The 19,353-nt window shown below is 57.4% G+C and carries 16 protein-coding genes; 6 read left to right on the top strand and 10 right to left on the bottom strand.

Translation table 11 applies throughout. The annotated features are described in order from the left end of the window. Window positions 1-326: 326 nt before the first annotated feature. Genes RBB47_RS17795 through RBB47_RS17785 form a run of 3 tightly spaced genes read right to left on the bottom strand, consistent with a single transcriptional unit; the run spans window position 327 to window position 3,274 of the window. Window positions 327-1,223 carry a LysR family transcriptional regulator gene (locus tag RBB47_RS17795; protein ID WP_305987214.1) on the bottom strand — a complete coding sequence of 299 codons (897 nt, stop codon included), beginning with the start codon at window positions 1,221-1,223 and terminating at the stop codon, window positions 327-329. A 30-nt stretch (window positions 1,224-1,253) separates the two neighbouring features. Next, window positions 1,254-2,222: a thioredoxin-disulfide reductase gene (gene trxB / locus RBB47_RS17790; protein ID WP_305987213.1), complete on the bottom strand. Its 969-nt coding sequence runs from the start codon at window positions 2,220-2,222 to the stop codon at window positions 1,254-1,256. A gap of 56 nt (window positions 2,223-2,278) precedes the next feature. Further along, window positions 2,279-3,274 carry a mitochondrial fission ELM1 family protein gene (locus RBB47_RS17785; RefSeq protein WP_305987212.1) on the bottom strand — a complete coding sequence of 332 codons (996 nt, stop codon included), beginning with the start codon at window positions 3,272-3,274 and terminating at the stop codon, window positions 2,279-2,281. A gap of 198 nt (window positions 3,275-3,472) precedes the next feature. Here RBB47_RS17785 and RBB47_RS17780 point away from each other — a divergent pair, with 198 nt between their 5' ends. Further along, window positions 3,473-3,943 (top strand): Lrp/AsnC family transcriptional regulator, encoded by a 471-nt coding sequence (locus RBB47_RS17780; protein WP_305987211.1) that lies wholly within the window; start codon window positions 3,473-3,475, stop codon window positions 3,941-3,943. 36 nt (window positions 3,944-3,979) lie between these two features. Here the strand turns inward: RBB47_RS17780 and RBB47_RS17775 are convergent, their stop codons facing one another. The 4 genes from RBB47_RS17775 to RBB47_RS17760 form a co-directional block, all read right to left on the bottom strand. Beyond that, on the bottom strand, window positions 3,980-4,465 hold the full coding sequence (locus RBB47_RS17775; RefSeq protein ID WP_305987210.1) for a hypothetical protein: 486 nt from the start codon (window positions 4,463-4,465) through the stop codon (window positions 3,980-3,982). A 119-nt stretch (window positions 4,466-4,584) separates the two neighbouring features. After that, the gene (gene greA, locus RBB47_RS17770; protein ID WP_305987209.1) at window positions 4,585-5,058 is read right to left on the bottom strand and encodes a transcription elongation factor GreA; all 474 of its coding nucleotides are present in this window, start codon (window positions 5,056-5,058) and stop codon (window positions 4,585-4,587) included. Between the two features lie 128 nt (window positions 5,059-5,186). Beyond that, window positions 5,187-8,549, bottom strand: a complete 3,363-nt coding sequence (carB, locus tag RBB47_RS17765; protein ID WP_305987208.1) for a carbamoyl-phosphate synthase large subunit — start codon at window positions 8,547-8,549, stop codon at window positions 5,187-5,189. A gap of 172 nt (window positions 8,550-8,721) precedes the next feature. Continuing rightward, entirely contained in the window at window positions 8,722-9,000 is a 279-nt protein-coding gene (locus RBB47_RS17760; RefSeq protein ID WP_305987207.1) for a helix-turn-helix transcriptional regulator, read from the bottom strand. Window positions 9,001-9,943: 943 nt separating this feature from the next. Here RBB47_RS17760 and RBB47_RS17755 point away from each other — a divergent pair. Further along, window positions 9,944-10,381, top strand: a complete 438-nt coding sequence (locus RBB47_RS17755; protein WP_305987206.1) for a MerR family transcriptional regulator — start codon at window positions 9,944-9,946, stop codon at window positions 10,379-10,381. A 107-nt stretch (window positions 10,382-10,488) separates the two neighbouring features. Here RBB47_RS17755 and carA read toward each other — a convergent pair whose 3' ends face one another. Next, on the bottom strand, window positions 10,489-11,670 hold the full coding sequence (carA, locus tag RBB47_RS17750) for a glutamine-hydrolyzing carbamoyl-phosphate synthase small subunit (RefSeq protein WP_305987205.1): 1,182 nt from the start codon (window positions 11,668-11,670) through the stop codon (window positions 10,489-10,491). A gap of 246 nt (window positions 11,671-11,916) precedes the next feature. Here carA and RBB47_RS17745 point away from each other — a divergent pair, with 246 nt between their 5' ends. The 4 genes from RBB47_RS17745 (at window position 11,917) to RBB47_RS17730 (ending at window position 18,433) form a co-directional block, all read left to right on the top strand. Then, window positions 11,917-12,423 (top strand): GatB/YqeY domain-containing protein, encoded by a 507-nt coding sequence (locus tag RBB47_RS17745; protein WP_371932813.1) that lies wholly within the window; start codon window positions 11,917-11,919, stop codon window positions 12,421-12,423. Between the two features lie 175 nt (window positions 12,424-12,598). After that, the gene (gene dnaG, locus RBB47_RS17740) at window positions 12,599-14,527 is read left to right on the top strand and encodes a DNA primase (RefSeq protein WP_305987203.1); all 1,929 of its coding nucleotides are present in this window, start codon (window positions 12,599-12,601) and stop codon (window positions 14,525-14,527) included. A 505-nt stretch (window positions 14,528-15,032) separates the two neighbouring features. Further along, complete coding sequence (gene rpoD / locus RBB47_RS17735) at window positions 15,033-17,027, top strand: RNA polymerase sigma factor RpoD (protein ID WP_305987202.1); 1,995 nt, start codon at window positions 15,033-15,035, stop codon at window positions 17,025-17,027. A gap of 71 nt (window positions 17,028-17,098) precedes the next feature. Continuing rightward, window positions 17,099-18,433 (top strand): DUF930 domain-containing protein, encoded by a 1,335-nt coding sequence (locus RBB47_RS17730; RefSeq protein WP_305987201.1) that lies wholly within the window; start codon window positions 17,099-17,101, stop codon window positions 18,431-18,433. Window positions 18,434-18,461: 28 nt separating this feature from the next. Here RBB47_RS17730 and RBB47_RS17725 read toward each other — a convergent pair whose 3' ends face one another. Continuing rightward, on the bottom strand, window positions 18,462-19,112 hold the full coding sequence (locus RBB47_RS17725; RefSeq protein ID WP_305987200.1) for a hypothetical protein: 651 nt from the start codon (window positions 19,110-19,112) through the stop codon (window positions 18,462-18,464). Next, on the bottom strand, window positions 19,099-19,353 hold a 255-nt coding region (locus RBB47_RS17720; protein WP_305987199.1), incomplete at its 5' end, for a M91 family zinc metallopeptidase. The genes RBB47_RS17720 and RBB47_RS17725, both read right to left, overlap by 14 nt.

Genomic DNA, 19,353 nt, shown 5'->3' with positions numbered 1-19,353 from the left:
GGGAACAGCTGGTCTGGACATCACTGGGAGGAGGATGTGACGCCCGTGTGACCAACAGTGCTGCTTATATGCGGTGCACAAGCTGCGCAAACAAGTGGCAGCCGTGCAAATCTGCTATGCATTTCACGCAGAGCTTGGCGCCGACATTTCTTCAATCTGGAATTGTTATTGTATAACAACAGGTTCTTGCCGGATTCTGTTTACTGTCCGCCTCAAGTAATTACTTTATCAGCTGAAGAAAACCGCCAAGTTTCCTAAAGTGACGCAAAAATATCACAGGTGTGCTGGCTTTTTGTGCTGCTCAATTATTAGGCAGGTCGCTTCGGTCAATAGACCCATTTTTCGGCGCTTGTCAGCAGGAATTCCCGGAAAGCTTTTACGCGGGCCGTGTTCTTCAATTCCGAGGGATAGACGAAATAGGTGTCGAAAGAGGGGACCTTGTCTTCCTGTTCGGTCAGGACTGGCACCAGATTGGTCGCATGATCGATGATGTAGTCGGGCAGGATCGCGATGCCGACGCCTGACTGAACGGCGCGTTTGATTGCAACCAGGTTATTGACCTTCAGGACGGAGCGCCGCGGTTCGCCGGCGGGCCTGCCGGCGGAATCCAGCCAGTTCATGGATCTGAGGTAGGCAGGGGCCTGTTCGCCGAAGGTGATGATGCGGTGGTTGTCGATATCCTCTATCGAGGCCGGAGAGCCAAACCTCTGAATGTATTCGGGTGCGGCATAAACATGAAAATGCACGGTGAACAGCTTGCGCTGGATCAGGTCCGGCTGGGTCGGCTGTCGCAGGCGGATGGCGACATCGGCCTCGCGCATGCCGAGATCAAGCTCGTCGTCGTCGAAGATCAGATGCAGGTCGACCTCCGGATAAAGGTCGATGAAGCTTTTGATGCGCGACGTCAGCCAGGTCGATCCAAGCCCGACAGTGGTGGTCACACGCAAGATGCCCGACGGTTTTTCCTTGCTGTCGGTGAGGCTGGACTGCACCGACTCCAGCTTCATCAGGACGTCGCTTGCCGTCCGGTAGAGGAGCTCGCCCTGTTCGGTCAAAAGCAGCCCGCGGGCGTGCCGGTGAAACAGGGCGACGCCAAGGTCATGTTCCAGGGCACTCACCTGACGGCTGACAGCCGACTGGCTCATGTGCAGTGTGTCGCCCGCATGCGTGAAGCTGCCAGCCTGGGCGGCTGCATGAAAGATGCGCAATTTGTCCCAATCCATGCATGCCCCTCCGCAGGACAATCAGTGGCGTTACTCGGCAGCCTGCTGTGTCGTTGCAGCCTCATGTTCAGCCAGAAACTTTTCCGCTTCAAGGGCGGCCATGCAGCCCATGCCGGCGGCAGTGACGGCCTGACGGTAAATGTCGTCCGTGACATCTCCTGCAGCGAAAACGCCCGGGATCGACGTCCTTGTCGAATCCGGAGCCGTTTCCAGGTAGCCGTTCGGCTTCAGTTCCAGCTGATCCTTGAACAGTTCCACAGATGGTGCATGGCCGATGGCGATGAAGACACCGTCAGTGGAAACTTCCTGGAATTCTCCTGTCTTCGTGCTTTTCAGGCGAACGCCAGTGACTGCTTTCGGCTCGCCGCCGCCCAGGATCTCGTCGACCTGATGGTCCCAGATAACGTCGATCTTCGGGTTCTGAAACAGCCGGTCCTGGAGGATCTTTTCTGCGCGCAGGCTGTCGCGGCGATGCACCAAGGTGACCTTGGAGGCAAGATTGGACAGATAGAGGGCTTCTTCGACCGCTGTGTTGCCGCCGCCGACCACAACCACTTCCCGGTTCCGGTAAAAGAAACCGTCGCAGGTTGCACAGGCCGAGACTCCGGCGCCCATATAGTCCTCTTCAGACTGAAGTCCGAGCCAGCGCGCCTGGGCACCGGTCGCAATCACGAGCGTGTCGGCGGTGAACACCGTACCGCTGTCGGCTTCCAGGCGGAACGGCCGCTGTGACAGGTCGGCTTTGATGATCGTGTCATAGAGGACCTTCGTGCCAACATTTTCGGCCTGCTTTTGCATCTGTTCCATCAGCCAGGGGCCCATGATCGGATCCGCGAAGCCCGGATAATTCTCGACATCGGTGGTAATCGTCAGCTGCCCGCCCGGCTGAATTCCGGCAACCAGCGTCGGTTCAATCATTGCGCGGGCCGCGTAAATCGCCGCGGTGTACCCGGCCGGACCGGAGCCAACGATCAATAGCTTGCTGTGTTCCGTGCTCATGAAGCTACCTTCTTCCTGTCTCTTTGTCGTCTCAGCCCACCAGGTCATGACGCTGGTCAAGGCTCGTTGCGCTGCCGTCTTGAGGCTGCAAACTCTGCCAGAACGCGTTCCGCGATGACGGGTGTCGCATCTATCGGCTCGTAGGTAGTTGTTTTTAGCGGACCTGGAAAGGGCTGTGTTACCCCTAGACGGTCCAAACTTTCCAAAAAACGGGTGATTTTGCCGTGACCGCCACTCGGATGGAACACGTGAACGGGTTTTCCGGTTGCTGCGGCCTCGCCAATCATATTGGTCGAATCGGCCGTCGCTACAATAGCATCCGCCTTTGCCAGGTAATGGCCGAGCGGATTAGGCGCTTCGCCGGACCAGTAACAATGCCCACCCGAATTGGCCAGGTTGGACAAACCATCGGCGAGTGGAGGCGGTGTCCGTCTTGAGGTCGTGATCATGAAACGGGCATCATTATTCTCCGCCATTGCCTTGAGGCCGTTCAGAAGCCGATCCTGATCGTCTTGTGTAAAACTATGATGGCGGCTGTTGCCGCCAACGAGTACGGCGACCCGGGGGTGGCCGAGCCCATCGATGTCCGGCACGGCCTCTGCACGCAGTTTATCGAGTTTTTCGGATGAAAACCGGTGGGGCGAGGTCACGGTGACCAGGACGTTGTCGCCACGCAGCTTGTCGTGTTCGGGAACCCAGATCAGGTCGGCGGTTCCGGTGCCTGACCGGGGGTCCTTCAAAAAGACGGTGAAGGTTGCACCATTGGAGAGTTTTTTCAGCCTGCGCAGATAGGCTGCGGCGCGACGACCCGAGGCGATGGCAATGTCCGGATAGGGCGGTGCGATCGGGCTGCCGGGTAGCGTCTCGCGCTCGCGTGGATCGATGGGGCCGTGCGGCAGCCACCAGGAAAAGGGTGCGCGTGGTGCGATCGTCCGGGTTTCGAAAGGTGCGCCAATTGCCTCCGCCACGCCAACACATTGTGCCAGGTCACCGGCCTTGCCATCCGTCATGATCCAAACGGATGCTGGGGAGATCTCCGGCTCGCTGTGCATTTATGGAGAACTTTCCCTTTCGTAATCTTTCGGAATCGTGCGCAATTTTGTTATACTGTTGCACAAACGCGCAAAAAATCATAATTCGGCAACACGAAATACGTTATCGCGGAGACCAGCTTTTCCGCAAGATGCCAAGCTCGCCTCAGGAGATCTACCCACAGGCGGTGCGGGCGGCAGAGTTCAAAGGAGACAGGATTGAAAGCGCGGCTTGACGCCATTGATTGGCAGATCCTGAAAGAATTACAAGACGACGGCCGGATGACCAACGTGGAGCTGGCCAGACGGGTCGGCATATCCGCGCCACCTTGTTTGCGCCGGGTAAGGGCTCTGGAGGAGGCCGGTCTCATTCAGGGCTACCGGACACTGCTCGACGAAAAGCAGCTCGGCTACGATGTGACCGCCTTCGCAATGGTTGGGCTTCACAGCCAGACCGAAGCCGACCTGATCGCCTTCGAGCAGACGGTTCAGAGCTGGCCGCTGGTGCGTGAGAGCTACATGCTGTCGGGCGAAGTGGATTTCCTCCTGAAATGCGTTGCGCCTGATCTGCAAGCATTCCAGAACTTCGTCATTCGGGAACTGACCGCAGCGGCGAATGTTGACAGCGTGCGCACGGCGCTGACGATCCGCCGGACCAAGGACGAGCCGGTGGTGCCGATCGACGCGTAAGCCACAAATCAATCACCCCTTACCAGGGTCGGTAACCTAGCCCGCTGCCGCCTGTTCCTGGCGTTCCTTCATGCCTTCCAGTTTCTTGTTGAGACGGGACATAAGTGAAATATCCCGAAGCGCTGTTGCGACCAGTGTGAAGGCGACGCTCAGGAGCGCGCAGGTCGTGATGATCGCGATCGGCATCAACTGGTCGTAGTGATAGGCGTCCAGCGCCCGGTCGATCGGGTCGACGCCGGAATAAAGACGGTTACGGATGGTTTCGCGGTAGGCGCCGAATTCAATCGAGCCCTGCTTGATGTAGCGCAGCCCCATAACGAGTACGATCACGGCAGCGGCAAGCGCGAGCAGGAAGCCGAACATCTGCAGGGCGAACGCATAGGCGTTCTCATGACGGCGTTTGACGATCCGCGTGAAAATGCGGCGCTCGCGTGCGTCCAGCTTCGAAAACGCATACCAGCGATAGATCCAAAGCGGCACGGCAGCCACCAGCAGCCACACTCCAATAGCATGAAAGACCATCGCATGACCTCCAACACGTACTGGTGACACCTTAGCGGGTGACCGGCACGCGTCAAAGGGAAAACGGCAATCGTCTGTTGCTGCCTGGTAGGGCGTTATCTGATTGGAATGTCAGAGGTTCAGAGGAATTTGACTTCCACGATCTCGTAGGAACGCGCGCCACCTGGAGCGGCCACTTCGACACTGTCACCGACAGACTTTCCGATCAGCGCGCGCGCGATCGGAGAGGAAATGGATACCTTGCTCTGCTTCACGTCTGACTCAACATCGCCGACGATCATGTAGTGCTTTTCCTCTTCCGTGTCCTCGTCAATGAGGGACACGGTTGCACCAAACTTAACAATCTCGCCAGAGAGCTTTGTAACGTCGATGACTTCAGCGCGTGACAGCTTATCTTCGAGTTCCGAAATACGGCCTTCGTTCAGGCTCTGGGCTTCCTTTGCCGCATGGTATTCGGCGTTTTCCGACAGATCGCCGTGCGCACGCGCTTCCGCGATGGCATCGACGATGCGCGGACGCTCAACCGTCGTACGCTCCTTCAGCTCATCCTGAAGCATTTTGTACCCGGCAGAGGTCATCGGAACTTTTTCCATGGGTCTCAGACCTTCAACTTATTGGGTCCATCCGAGCTCATCTTGCTCATTGCTAGGACCGCGCATTTACAAAAACAAACCAAGCCGGGAAAGGCGCGCTTTCCCGGCCGGTCATGTGTATAATAGCCTTAGCCGAAGTAGGATTGTAAAGGTCTTACTTCAAGGCTTCCCGCCTTGTGTGCGGTAATGCCCTTGGCTGCTGCGACAGAGCCTGCAAGGGTCGTGTAATACGGGACCTTGTTCAGCAGAGCCGCCCGGCGCATGGACCGGCTGTCGGCAATGGCCTGCGCACCTTCCGTCGTGTTGAAGACGAGCTGGACCTCACCGTTCTTGACAGCATCGACGATATGCGGACGGCCTTCAAGCACCTTGTTGATTTTCTTCACCGAGATGCCCTGGTCTTCAAGGTATTTCTGGGTGCCGCCCGTGGCGATGATCTTAAAGCCTGCCGCTTCAAGGCTGCGCACGGCTTCCACGACGCCTTCCTTGTCCGGGTCCCGCATGGAAACGAACGCAGTGCCCTTGTCCGGCACACCAATTCCCGATCCGATCTGGGACTTCGCAAAGGCGGTGCCGAAGGCTGTGTCGAGGCCCATGACCTCCCCGGTGGAGCGCATTTCCGGTCCTAGGATCGTGTCGACGCCCGGGAAGCGCGCGAAGGGGAAGACGGCTTCCTTGACAGCGATATGATCGAACTGCTTTTCGCTCAGACCAAAGGAGGCGAGGCTTTCCCCGGCCATTACACGGCTGGCGATCTTGGCGATCGGAGCCCCAATGGTCTTGGCGACAAACGGCACGGTGCGGGACGCGCGCGGGTTGACCTCAAGAACGAAGATCTCGCCGTCCTTGATGGCATACTGGACGTTCATGAGACCGCCGACCTCCAGCGCAAGCGCCAGAGCTGTCGTTTGGCGTTTCAGCTCCGCGATGAGGTCCGGAGACAAAGAGAAGGGCGGGAGCGAGCAGGCGCTGTCGCCAGAGTGAATGCCGGCCTCTTCGATGTGCTCCATGATGCCGCACACGAAAACGTCCTTGCCGTCGCACAACGCGTCGACATCCACTTCGATGGCACCGTCCAGATAACGGTCGAAGAGCAGCGGATTCGTGCCGAGAACGGTATTGATCTGGCCGGTTTTGTCATTGGGGTATTTTGCCCTGACCTCCGCCGGAACGAGCTCGGGCAATGTGCCAAGCAGGTAGGAGTTCAGGGCCTCCTCATCGCGGATGATCTGCATCGCGCGGCCGCCGAGAACGTAAGACGGGCGAACCACCAGCGGCAGGCCGAGCTGGCCAGCGATCAAGCGGCCCTGTTCGACAGAGTAGGCAATGCCGTTCTCCGGCTGTTTGAGACCAAGTTTGACGAGCAGCTTCTGGAAACGGTCACGGTCTTCCGCCAGATCGATCATGTCCGGCGACGTTCCGAGGATCGGCACATCAGCCTTGACGAGCGCCTGCGCAAGTTTCAGCGGCGTCTGACCGCCGAACTGCACGATAACGCCGTGCAGTGTTCCATTTTCCTGCTCCTTGCGGATGATCTCAAGCACATCTTCGGGTGTGAGCGGTTCGAAGTAGAGCCGGTCGGACGTATCGTAGTCGGTCGAGACCGTTTCCGGATTGCAGTTGACCATGATGGTTTCATACCCGGCATCGTCGAGTGCGAAGGCCGCATGGCAGCAGCAATAGTCGAACTCGATCCCCTGGCCGATCCGGTTCGGGCCACCTCCGAGGATGACAACCTTCTTGCGGTCCGACGGATCGGATTCGCACGCAGGAGCGCCCATGAACGGAGCCTCGTAAGTCGAGTACATGTAGGCGGTCGGTGAGGCGAACTCGGCTGCGCATGTGTCGATGCGCTTGTAGACCGGATGCACATTCAGCGCGTCGCGCAGCTTGACGACATCGCCGGCGTCGAGACCTGCAAGGCTTGCCAGACGCGCGTCCGAAAAGCCCATGGCCTTCAGTTTGCGCAGGTTCACAGCATCCTTCGGCAGTCCGATGTTTCTGACCTTTGCTTCCATGGCCAGAATGTCGGAGATCTGCTCCAGGAACCAGATGTCGATGCCGCTTGCCTGGTTGATCTCTTCAATCGTCATGCCGAAACGCATGGCCTGAGCTACATTGAGCAGGCGCATGGGCGTTGGTGTGGAGACGGCGGCGCGCAGTGCATTTTTGTCGTCGCCCTGGTCGAGCCCGGGAATGTCGGTTTCATCAAAACCGTTCAGACCGGTTTCCAGACCGCGCAGCGCTTTTTGCAGGCTTTCGTTGAAGGTGCGCCCGATGGCCATGACTTCACCGACCGACTTCATCGCCGTGGTCAGCGTTGCTTCCGACCCGGGGAATTTCTCGAAGGCGAAGCGCGGGATCTTGGTCACGACATAGTCGATGGTGGGCTCGAAGGAGGCCGGGGTCGCGCCGCCGGTGATGTCGTTTTCAAGTTCATCGAGCGTGTAACCGACTGCCAGCTTTGCCGCGATTTTTGCAATCGGGAAGCCGGTCGCCTTGGAGGCGAGTGCGGACGACCGCGAAACGCGCGGGTTCATTTCGATGACCACGAGCCGGCCGTTTTCCGGATTGACCGCGAACTGGACGTTCGAGCCGCCTGTTTCGACACCAATCTCGCGCAAGACTGCGATCGAGGCGTCCCGCATGATCTGGTATTCCTTGTCGGTCAGCGTGAGCGCGGGGGCGATCGTAATGGAATCACCCGTGTGTACGCCCATCGGATCAACATTCTCGATTGAACAGATGATGATGCAGTTGTCCGCCTTGTCGCGGACGACTTCCATCTCGTATTCCTTCCAGCCCAGAAGGCTCTCGTCGATCAGGACCTGCCCGACCGGGGAGGCGTCAATGCCGGAGCGGACGATGGTCTCGAATTCTTCCCTGTTATAGGCGACGCCGCCGCCCGTACCGCCAAGGGTGAAGGCCGGGCGAATGATAGCCGGAAGACCGATTTCGTCGAGGGCGCGCATGGCCTCCAGGTAGCCCGCGTTGCGATCGTAACCGGTAATCCGTCCGTTGTCGTCGCGAATGGCAGGTGAGGAAGCAATGGCCGCGCGCGGGTTCTCCAAGCCGATGGTGTCCATCGCTGCCCGGAATTTCTCGCGATCTTCAGCCTTTTCAATCACATCGCCGCGGGCGCCGATCATCTCCACGCCAAACTCTTCAAGGACACCCATCTGTTCGAGGTCGAGCGCGCAATTGAGAGCGGTCTGGCCGCCCATTGTCGGCAACAGCGCGTCCGGGCGCTCCTTTTCGATGATCTTGGCCACAAGCTCCGGGGTGATCGGTTCGATATAGGTCGCATCGGCAAGGTCAGGATCGGTCATGATCGTGGCCGGGTTCGAGTTGACCAGGATGATGCGGTAGCCCTCTTCGCGCAGCGCTTTGCAGGCCTGTGTGCCGGAATAGTCGAATTCGCAGGCCTGACCGATGACAATCGGACCGGCTCCAATGATCAGGATGGAAGAGATATCTGTGCGTTTTGGCATCTCGGCTCGCGGCTCGCAGCGACCGTTCCGGATAAGCGCGTTCGCTATTCGGTCTGGCTCGGTCTGTAAGTGAATGACAATGTTGGCTGAGCGCGTCTTATAGGGAAAAGCTGAGCGCTAGGAAACCCCGGACAGGGCAGAACTCGACGTTTTCCGAGCCGGATTGATAAGATTATTCGCTATCTGCCGCATCCGGCCCCAAAGGTGTCGTCAATTGACCGTCAAAGTCTCCGATCCCTTCCGACAGCGCGTAGCAAGCCAGACGTATGGATTTCGGGATTTCCACTGGTCGGCCGTCGCGATTTCCCTTTTCGTAATACTGGATCATGCGTTTCTTCAGACCAAGCCGCTCAGCCGCATCCTTCTGCTTCAGTCCGAGCGTTCGCCGCCACTGGCGAAACTGCTGGGGTGTCATGCCTGGCAGAGAGGCTTTTGTCTTCGATTCGGCCATATTTCTTTTATTCCAAAGTAACTTGGTTCCGCGCGGCCGCAGCGGACGGACACGCGCCGATCAAAAAGACAGAAATAACCTGGATGGCACTTTGTCAATCAAGAAGTGCACAGTGTGCTACTTTTTTGCAACACCGGCACCGCCAGGCAACTGCCGCCACCAGCGCCGGCATGAAAATGCCTAAATGCGCGGATTTACTCAATCCGAGTTAACGCAGATGCCAGTTGCTTCTCGCGTTGCCATTCCGTAGTGGAATTTTTTTGGCGAAAAGACCAAGTTCTCCACAGCTGTTTGAGCCCTGAAAGTTGTCGGAGAAATATTTCGTAATATCGGTACATATCCGGAAATTAACCCGTAAAGGGGGTAGAACAATCGTTATCCTATTAATGATTGCAAAGTGTCGCTTGCACTTGAATACCGGAATGTGGCTACGTAGCACCTAGGTTATTTTGCCGAGGTAAAATAAACGACCCTGTTAAGGCTAGGAAAATAAAGTAGTTTTCAAAAAGCAATCTGCCGTGGAGTTAAGAAAAAAGTCCGCTTGAATTGCAGTGAAAGAAAATATGATTTATTAAAAGCAGATTATCGATAATTAATATTTATAACCCCTCCTTGGTTCGAGTGGGTGAATAAAAGATGTTGCTCTTGTTGTCTTTCTATCTTTAGCAGAGATTTAATTTTCACTAGACTGAAACTTCTGCGAATAATGATCTTTTTACCTAATTTTTGCGTAGATTTTACCTAGCGATCCAGTGTATTAGTCTGTGTGCAATGTTCCAAAAATAATGAATCGGGACTTTTGCCGTGAGTTGATGCTCATGCTGAGAGGTTGTTTTTTGCAGTGCTAGTGGGACCTGAAACTCTGGAGGTGGGACCGGATCGACAGGAGCGCTGCAAAGCCTGACCAGACTCGGAACATAAAAACAAGATCGGGCTTACTACTATGAACAATGTCGCAACCAAAATGGTCGTTGTTCCGGACATCGCTGGTCCGGGACAGGACGTGGTGCTGGATGATCGTGCCCTCGCGATTTCCGAAATGTCTGAGCGTTTCAATGTGACGCTCCGCACGCTGCGCTTCTATGAAGAAAAAGGACTCCTCAATCCTGTACGTAAGGGTGCCCGCCGCTTTTACGGCACGCGCGATGTCTCGCGGATGCGTGTCATTCTTCAGGCGAAGAAGATCGGACTGACACTTGCTGAAATCAGAAGGGTCATCAAACTGGTCGAAGGCAGCTCCGACAAGCAGGACCAGTTCAAGGAACTTCAGGAAATCTGCCGTGGACAGCAAGAGATCCTCATTGAGCAGAAAGAAATGCTCGACGAGCAGATTGCCGAGGTAGACCAGGTTCTCACAGCTTTTGACGAGCTGATTGCTTAACTGTCACGCTTTGAATAGCAAAACCCCGGTACACACAAGTGTGCCGGGGCTTTCGGTTTTTGCCGTTCCGGTCGTCACGAAGACGCTCCCCAAGCGGACGTGACGGTTCAGGCCGCTTTCGATGATTGCATAAGGTCGGTAAAGCGCTGAAACAGGTAGTGGCTGTCGCGCGGGCCGGGCGAGGCCTCCGGGTGGTACTGGACCGAAAAGACAGGTTTGTCCTTCATCGCAAGCCCGCAATTGGATCCGTCGAACAGCGAGACATGGGTCTGCTCGACATTGTCCGGCAGACTGTCAGCATCGACCGCAAAGCCATGATTCATCGACGTGATTTCAACCTTGCCGGTCGTATGATCGAAGACGGGGTGATTGGCGCCGTGATGGCCCTGGTGCATCTTGATCGTGTTGCCTCCAAGGGCAAGCGCCAGCATCTGGTGTCCCAGGCAAATTCCAAATACCGGTATGCCCTTGTCGACGACATTCCTGATCATGCCGACAGAGTATTCGCCGGTCGCCGCGGGGTCTCCCGGTCCGTTCGACAGGAATACACCGTCGGGTTCATGCGAAAGGACTTCTTCAGCGCTTGCTGTTGCCGGCAAGACGATCACTTCGCAACCTGCCTCTTTCAGCAGACGCAAAATGTTCCTCTTGATGCCGAAGTCGATGGCCACGACCTTGAAACGGGCAGTGTCGGACTCTCCATAACCCTCGTGCCACTTCCAGGTGGTCTGAGACCATCGGTGTGACTGAGTGGTCGAGGCATCTTTGGCCAGATCCATTCCCACAAGACCGGGCCAGTTGGCGGCGGCCGTCTTCAGGCTTTCCAGGTCGAACTGTCCGTCGGCGGCATGTGCGATGACACCGTTGGGGACGCCCTTTTCCCGGATCAGGGCCGTCAGCGCACGCGTATCGACCCCGCAGATGCCGATCAAGTTGCGGTTTTTCAGCCAGGCATCGAGATGTTTTGCAGCACGATAATTGGACGGATCGGTGATAGGGGCCGCCAGAACGACGCCGCGAATGCCGCTGTCGGCGGCCATGTTGACAGTCTCGATATCCTCATCATTCGTGCCGACATTGCCGATATGTGGAAAGGTGAAGGTGATAATCTGACCGGAATAGGACGGGTCCGTCAAAATTTCCTGATACCCTGTCATCGCGGTATTAAAGCAAATCTCACCAACGGCTTGGCCGGTTGCCCCAAGGCCCTGACCTTCGATAATGCTGCCGTCGGAGAGAACGAGCAGGGCTGTCGCCGGGGTCTCAGACCATGCGTCTGCAGTCGTCATGTCTTGTATCCAGAGTCTGTTGGTGACATCATGCGCTGCAGGATAGGCGTCCGGGGCAGGTGAGAGCACCTGCAAGTGGCCGTCTGCATCAAGCGCGGGACTCTATGGGAAGCGGCAAGGATCGTCAATATTGATCCTTTGAAAAAAAATCGTTCAAATTCAATAGCTTGACTGAGAAGTGTGGAAGGGCGCCGAAGCGCCCGCGGGCTCAGTACGGCAGGGGTAGGGTGAACCATGCGCGACGACTTGCGCGAAAGAATCAACGCTGCGCTGAAAACAGCTCAGGAACAGGGCGACAAACGCAGGTGCGCAACGCTGCGCCTGATCCAGACGGCAGTCAAAGACCGGGAAATCGCTGCCCGTGAAAGCGGCAAGGACGGTGTCGACGACCACGACGTCATTGAGATCCTGCAGAAAATGATCCGCCAGAGAGAGGTCTCAGCGGAGGAGTTCGAAACGGGCGGCCAGCTTGATCTTGTTGAGCAGGAACGTGTCGAACAGGACATCATTCGAGAGTTTCTGCCGGCCCAGCTCAGCGAAGACGAAATGCGGGCCCTTTGCGAGGAAACCGTAAAGGATATCGACGCCCATGGTCTGCGCGATATCGGACGCTGCATGAACGAGCTGAAAAGCCGGTATCCCGGAAAAATGGATTTCGTTCAGGCGTCCTGCGTGGTCAAGGACATGTTGCGCACAAACGGCAACGGCAACGGTCACGCGCCGCAAGGCGGGGTTGAGGACACGCAAGGCTAGCCGGAATCTAGGCTGGGCACTCCAACTCTATCAACAGGTCGTCGAAAGTCGGCTCTTGCTGTCCACGTTCCTCTGGCGCGGCGGCAAAAGACGCACTATTTTGCAGGGCTACCGGGCGGACATCGATGTGGTCGCCCGCCGTTCATGGAACACATAAAGATCGTCCGTCCGTCACATGCGTTTCGAACCGCGCCTTCTCGATGAAATCCGCACCCGGCTGACGCTGTCGGACATTGTCGCACGCCGGGTCACGTGGGATCGCCGCAAGACCCAGCCGGGCAAGGGCGACTACTGGGCCTGCTGCCCCTTCCATCAGGAAAACACCCCGAGTTTTCACGTCGATGACCGGCGAAACCGCTACAAGTGTTTTGGCTGCGGTGCGTCCGGTGATCACTTTACGTTTCTGTGCGAGACAGAGGGACTGAGTTTTCCGGAATCTGTCGAGCGGCTTGCCGAGCAGGCAGGCGTCGCCTTGCCTGCCCCAGATCCACAAGCCGCCAAACGGGAGAAAAAACGGGCGGGTCTCGCCGACATTTGCGAGATGGCGGCACAGTTCTTTCAAACCGAGTATTCCGGTCCGAGAGGGGCCGGCGCGCGCGAATACACGGCGAAGCGCGGCCTTGCGCCGGAAACTTTAAGAGAGTTCCGCTTCGGCTTTGCACCCGACAGCCGCAACGCCCTGAAATCCTATCTTGAGGCCAGGGAGATCCCGGAAGCAGCGATGGTGGAAGCCGGCCTCGTGATCAAGCCTGACGACGGGCGACCTGGTTACGATCGCTTCCGGGGTCGATTGATGATCCCGATCCAGGACGACAGGGGCAGGGTGGTTGCCTTCGGTGGCCGGACGCTTTTGCCCGACGGTCAGCCGAAATATCTGAACTCGCCGGAAACGCCGCTGTTTCACAAAGGGGTCATGCTGTTCAACGCCCACCGTGCGCGCGAACCGGCGTTCAAGGCCGGGGAAGCCGTCGTTGTGGAGGGATATCTGGATGCCATTGCGCTTTGGCAGGCCGGGATCCGCCATGTGGTGGCCTCTCTCGGGACGGCCTTTACCGAGGACCAGGTGGTTCGGTTATGGAAGTTTGCCCCTGAACCCGTGATCTGTTTCGACGGCGATGTTGCCGGCGTGTCGGCGGCCCACCGGGCGATCGACCGGATCTTTCCGGTTCTGAAAAGCGGTTACTCGTTTCAGTTCTGCTTTTTGCCTGATGGCATGGACCCCGACGATCTGGTCAAGTTGCGCGGGCTCGACGGGTTCCGGCAGGAAGTCGGCAAGGCGCAGGCTCTTTTCGATGCCGTGTGGGAACGCGAAATCTCCGTTTCCCGTATTGATACGCCTGAGCGCAAGGCCGCACTTGAAAAACGGTTTGACGACCTGATTGCGACGATCCGGGACGAACGTGTCCGCCGGCGCTATCAGCTCGACCTGAAATTCAAGCTCTCCAATCTGTTCTTTGAACAGGCCCGCCACTCGCGGCGTGACGGCAAAAAACAGGCGGATGCATCGGCCGGACTTGGGATTGCGCGCGAGCGTGTCGCGGCGAGCAACGATTTCGGAACCGAACGCCTGGTTCTTGGGCTTTGCATGCGCTATCCGCATCTGCTGGACCGGAATTTCGAGCGCCTGACGGGTCTGCCGTTCACGAACGAACAGCACATGCAGCTTCGCGATGTCCTTTGCCGAATTGTGGACGATCTGGAAGCAACACCTGTTGCGGATCTGACCAGATCATTCGACGAGCCGATGCGTGACATCATGGACGAGATGATGATGGAGACGATCGGTTTGCAGGAACAGGGCAGAGCCGAGTTTTCTGCTTTGAACCACCGCTTTCCGCTCTTGAAAACCAATCCCCCCGAGGATTTCGTCGAAGCGGCATTTCTTCATTTTCTCGATCTCCTGGAACTGAACGCCCTGGAGACAGAATTGAATGACGAGTTTTCAGATGCAGGGGAAGAGCTCGACGAGCAATCCTGGATGCGCATTCAGGCTCTGACGCAGGATCTGAGCCGCCGCCGCGAAGAATGCGCACGTGAAGAAGCCAATCTCGCGGAACGGGCCAAGAAGATCAGAACTGCACCACCGGTGGCTGCAGCGCAGTAACAGTACACGGTATCCGGAACTCCAGATCAGTTGTGTTCGGGTCCTCGAACAGGGCTCGTCCGGACGCTCAGATTTGCAAAAAGATGGCTCTAAGCGTGTGTGAGGCCACAAAAAATGCATTTTCCAATTGACTGATGACGAATCACACTTGCGAATCGTGCGCGCCGAGCTAAATAGAACTTTTGCAGCCCTCAAGTGCCGCAGCTTACAGAGCCAGCGCGCGGCAAATAGTCTGAACAAAAGGCTGCAAACCCGTTTGAACACCGAGACGGTGCCCGCAACCGCGAGCGCCAAATTGAAAGGCCGTGTGCTTCGTTGATGCTAATACCCGTCAATGTCGAAAACGCCACGGTTAATTGGGACTTAAGGGACACGGCTTACAAACCTATCCACATCGATTCTTTTGGACGCGGCCGCAGGGACTGCCGGCGCGCTGAAAGAAGACTGGTTTGAAGCCAAAGTAAGGGCGCTGCGCGGCCACCCCGGCCGCGAACTGGAGCACGATATGGTAGCCAAAGCGACGCAAGCTGAAGACACGCAGGAAGCACCCACGGATGGCCCGGACGGCCCGCTGCTGGACCTGTCGGATGCCGCAGTCAAAAAGATGATCAAAGCCGCCAAGAAACGCGGCTATGTCACCTATGATGAGCTAAACGAAGTTTTGCCCTCCGAGCAGGTGTCATCGGAAAAGATCGAAGACACCATGTCCATGCTTTCCGATATGGGCATCAACGTTATCGATTCCGACGAGGCTGAAGACGGGCCGGAAGAAGTCGATGGCGGTGAGCTGACGACAACCACGACGACTGCGGTGGCAAAGACCACCAACACGAAAGAGCCGGCAGACCGGACCGACGATCCGGTTCGCATGTATCTTCGTGAAATGGGCTCGGTTGAGCTTTTGTCCCGCGAAGGCGAAATCGCGATCGCAAAGCGTATCGAAGCCGGTCGTGAAGCCATGATTGCGGGTCTGTGCGAAAGCCCGCTGACCTTCCAGGCGATCATCATCTGGCGTGACGAGCTGAATGAAGCGCAGGTTCTTCTGCGTGACATTATTGACCTGGAAGCGACCTATGCCGGCCCGGACGCCAAGGCAGGGCCCGCCGTTGCCAACGATGATGTTGCGCCCGCGGAAAAGACGGAAGAAAAGTCCGAGAGCGGCGTTTCCGAAGACACGGAAAACGAAGAGGGCGAAGGGGAAAGCGAAGAGGACGACGACGAGTTTGAGTCCAACGTTTCGCTGTCCGCAATGGAAGCCGAACTGAAGCCCGGCGTCCTGGAAACGTTCGACAACATCGCCGACAACTACAAGAAGCTTCGCCGTCTGCAGGACCAGCTGGTTGAAAACAAGCTGGCCAACAAGACCCTGTCTCCAAGCCAGGAGCGGCGCTACAAGAAGCTGAAGGAAGACATCATCGTTGATGTGAAGAGCCTGTCGCTAAACCAGAATCGTATCGATGCCCTGGTCGCGCAGCTCTACGACATCAACAAGCGCCTGATGGGTTACGAGGGCCGTCTCCTGCGCCTTGCCGACAGCTACAACGTCGACCGCACGGACTTCCTGAAGCAGTATCAGGGTGCGGAGCTGGATCCGAACTGGCTGCGCAAGGTCGCGAATCTCTCCACCCGTGGCTGGAAAAACTTCATCGCCAAGGAAAAGGAAACCGTGCGCGAGCTGCGTCAGGAAATCCAAACGCTGGCGACGGAAACCGGTCTGGAAATCACAGAGTTTCGCCGCATCGTTGCGATGGTGCAGAAGGGCGAGCGCGAAGCGCGCATCGCCAAGAAGGAAATGGTCGAGGCGAACCTGCGTCTCGTGATTTCGATTGCGAAAAAATACACCAACCGCGGTCTGCAGTTCCTGGATCTTATTCAGGAAGGCAATATCGGCCTGATGAAGGCGGTCGATAAGTTCGAATACCGGCGCGGCTACAAATTCTCGACATACGCGACATGGTGGATCCGGCAGGCGATCACCCGGTCGATCGCCGACCAGGCCCGCACCATTCGTATTCCGGTCCACATGATCGAGACGATCAACAAGATCGTGCGGACCTCCCGGCAGATGCTGCACGAGATCGGCCGTGAGCCGACCCCGGAAGAGCTGGCAGAGAAGCTGCAAATGCCGCTGGAAAAGGTCCGCAAGGTCCTGAAGATTGCCAAGGAACCGATCTCGCTCGAAACGCCGATCGGCGACGAGGAAGACTCCCACCTCGGCGATTTCATCGAGGACAAGAACGCGGTTCTGCCAATCGATGCAGCGATCCAGTCGAACCTGCGTGAAACCACGACACGAGTATTGGCATCTCTGACGCCGCGCGAGGAACGCGTTCTTCGTATGCGTTTTGGCATCGGCATGAACACCGACCATACGCTGGAAGAGGTCGGCCAGCAGTTCTCTGTCACGCGCGAGCGCATTCGCCAGATCGAGGCAAAGGCGCTCAGAAAGCTGAAGCACCCGAGCCGGTCGCGCAAGCTGCGGTCGTTCCTGGACAGCTAAGACGCAGGCAAATGTGACGGAAATCTTGAAAAACCCGGCCGCAATGCCGGGTTTTTTGCTGAAACACCTGATTGCAAGTTGATCGCCGCAATCCGCTCAAGGGCACGTTTTTGGCCATAATCGACGATATGAACCGTCCGATGAGCGAGACGGTGACCGAAGACAGACGGTATTTCCTGGGAGGATTGATCGCCTCCCTGGTGCTGCACGGCTTTTTGGGGCTCGTATTTCTGGGTGAGATTTCCGGCTACGTCGCAGAGCCTGTCCAGGAACCGATCGACGTCGAAATCATCATCGCTGAAGCTCCTGAACCGGTTGAACCGGTCGAGGAGGAGCCTGCCCCTGAAGAGCCCGAGCCAGAAGAGCCCGAGCCAGAAGAACCAGAACCGGAAGAGCCAGAACCGGAAGAGCCGGAACCGGAAGAGCCGGAACCTGAAGAGGAAGAAACCGAGGAGCCAACGCCGGAGCCTGAACCTGCTCCTGATGCTGAGAGCGCACCCCCGGTGACCGTGCTCGAGCCGGTGGAAGAATTTGGCGAAGAAGATTCAGGTCCGCCGGCAAGCGCAGAAGAGCCCGTCGAAGAGCCGCTTGAGGAAGTGGCCGAAGAAGACTTGCCAGAGCCGCCGGAGAGCGATGTTCCCGAAGACGTACAGGAAACCGATGCGCTGGAGACAGCCGAGGCAGAAGAGACTTCGGAACCGGCACCGGAAGCTGAGGCAGAACCCGAACCCGAGACGGAAACGGACGCTGAACCTTCCGAGGATCTGGAGACCGGGATCGAGACCGCTGACGATGTCGATCCGCTGGCAGGACCGGTCAGTGATACGGAAATAGCTTCTCTGCCGACCCCTGAGGCCAAGCCTTCCACCGAAACGGACGCGGGCACCGAAGCGGAAGTGGATGTCGGAGAGGCGGATGAAATTTCGACCGATGACTTCGGGACGGTCGGGCCGATCGTGACGGCGGCTGCACCCGCGCCAAAACCGGTGATCAGGCCCGAACCATCTTCGCCACCGGCTTCGGCGCCGCCAGCTGCGGGACGGTCCGATCTGATCCCCGCACGGCAGCTCTTTACCCGGAACCCGCTCGAAGAGCAGCGTTCCATAACAGCCCTACGCGGCATACCGGCGGGTGAGCGGCTCAATCGCCTGTGCGTCTCTGAATTGCGCGCTCAGCTGACAGCGGTCAGCGCTGTTCCACCTGAATTGCTGCCTTCATTCCGGGGGCTTTCCGGCAATGTTCTTGAGCCCCGCAACGCGGCCTTTCGCAGCCTTGGACGCTGGTTCAACGTGGACTTCAGGTGCGAAACAGACAGCGGCGTGACGCGGGTGGAGCGTTTCAGCTTCAGAATTGGCACCGAAGTGCCGCCATCCGAGCAGCTACGGCGTGGTTTGTCGCAGTTCTGACGGTAGGCCGGGCCCACGAGGATATGAACTAGCCCATATCATATGTCTCGACCGTGCCGAGAGGGCCGGCCATGATCAATTTCTGGGAGGCGTAGGGGAATGGATTGAATGCCGGGCGAGTGCCCTGATCCGTCTGAACGGCCTCAAGCAGTTCAGCTGTTCCTGGCGCGGCCAGAAAATAGCCAAGGCGGAACCAGGTGTTCAACTGAAGAACCCCTTTCGGTTCGGGAATGGTGTCGTGGTCGGTGTAGGGTGTCCAAGGATAGACCGGCAATGGCTGCTTGACGGTCTTTTCAATCGAGGAGCCGGATTGAATTGCCGTTACAAACGGAATGTTCTCCACGTCCACAAGCATGTTGCCGGGCACTTGCACGATCTGACGGCTCAAAACCAGCTGATCCTGCTCAATTGTCGCATAGCAGGCGTCTACCAACGGAAAGACCGATCCGTCGAACTCGCCGTGCAGAACATCGAACAGGTAAAGGGTCCTGCCGGATGTGTTGGTCACCTGATAGGTCAGATGGAGCGTTTTGTCGTCTTCGCGTGTGGCAACCGACAAGGACATGTCGCTGTTCTGATTGGTGATTGCTGACATTGCTGCCGCCTTTTCCTTCATGCCGCCGGTGAGGCCGAGTAGTGCCAGACCTGCTGCGAATTTGCGCCGGTTAATAGAAATCACGGTGGGGCTGTGGAGGATCCCATTCTTCACGGATCTTGTTTTCGCTGTAGGGCTCGTTGTCATGGGGCGGAATTCCTACAGTCCTGGCTTCTTCCTTGATGACCTTTGCGTTTTTGGTCGGATCGGAAGGGTCCGGCTTAGAGTCATTGTCCACTTGTGTCATGTCAAGCTCGCCATCGGCGGCGTGCTGCGAGTGGATCAGTTCGTGCGCCAGGCCGATCTCCGGAGGGCGGGTCTGCCA

This window comes from Roseibium sp. MMSF_3544, from assembly GCF_030732845.1.
Classification (GTDB): Bacteria; Pseudomonadota; Alphaproteobacteria; order Rhizobiales; family Stappiaceae; genus Roseibium.
The sequence above is the reverse complement of the archived record's forward strand: the minus strand, read 5'-3'. Positions and strand labels throughout refer to the sequence as shown.

Bases quoted from the DNA above. Each gene is read 5' to 3' on its own strand.
- rpoD (WP_305987202.1), top strand. From the start codon at position 15,033: ATGGTAGCCAAAGCGACGCAAGCTGAAGACACGCAGGAAGCACCCACG.
- dnaG (WP_305987203.1), top strand. From the start codon at position 12,599: ATGCGTTTCGAACCGCGCCTTCTCGATGAAATCCGCACCCGGCTGACG.
- carA (WP_305987205.1), bottom strand. From the start codon at position 11,670: ATGACGACTGCAGACGCATGGTCTGAGACCCCGGCGACAGCCCTGCTC.
- RBB47_RS17755 (WP_305987206.1), top strand. From the start codon at position 9,944: ATGAACAATGTCGCAACCAAAATGGTCGTTGTTCCGGACATCGCTGGT.
- RBB47_RS17760 (WP_305987207.1), bottom strand. From the start codon at position 9,000: ATGGCCGAATCGAAGACAAAAGCCTCTCTGCCAGGCATGACACCCCAG.
- carB (WP_305987208.1), bottom strand. From the start codon at position 8,549: ATGCCAAAACGCACAGATATCTCTTCCATCCTGATCATTGGAGCCGGT.
- greA (WP_305987209.1), bottom strand. From the start codon at position 5,058: ATGGAAAAAGTTCCGATGACCTCTGCCGGGTACAAAATGCTTCAGGAT.
- RBB47_RS17795 (WP_305987214.1), bottom strand. From the start codon at position 1,223: ATGGATTGGGACAAATTGCGCATCTTTCATGCAGCCGCCCAGGCTGGC.
- RBB47_RS17785 (WP_305987212.1), bottom strand. From the start codon at position 3,274: ATGCACAGCGAGCCGGAGATCTCCCCAGCATCCGTTTGGATCATGACG.
- RBB47_RS17775 (WP_305987210.1), bottom strand. From the start codon at position 4,465: ATGGTCTTTCATGCTATTGGAGTGTGGCTGCTGGTGGCTGCCGTGCCG.
- trxB (WP_305987213.1), bottom strand. From the start codon at position 2,222: ATGAGCACGGAACACAGCAAGCTATTGATCGTTGGCTCCGGTCCGGCC.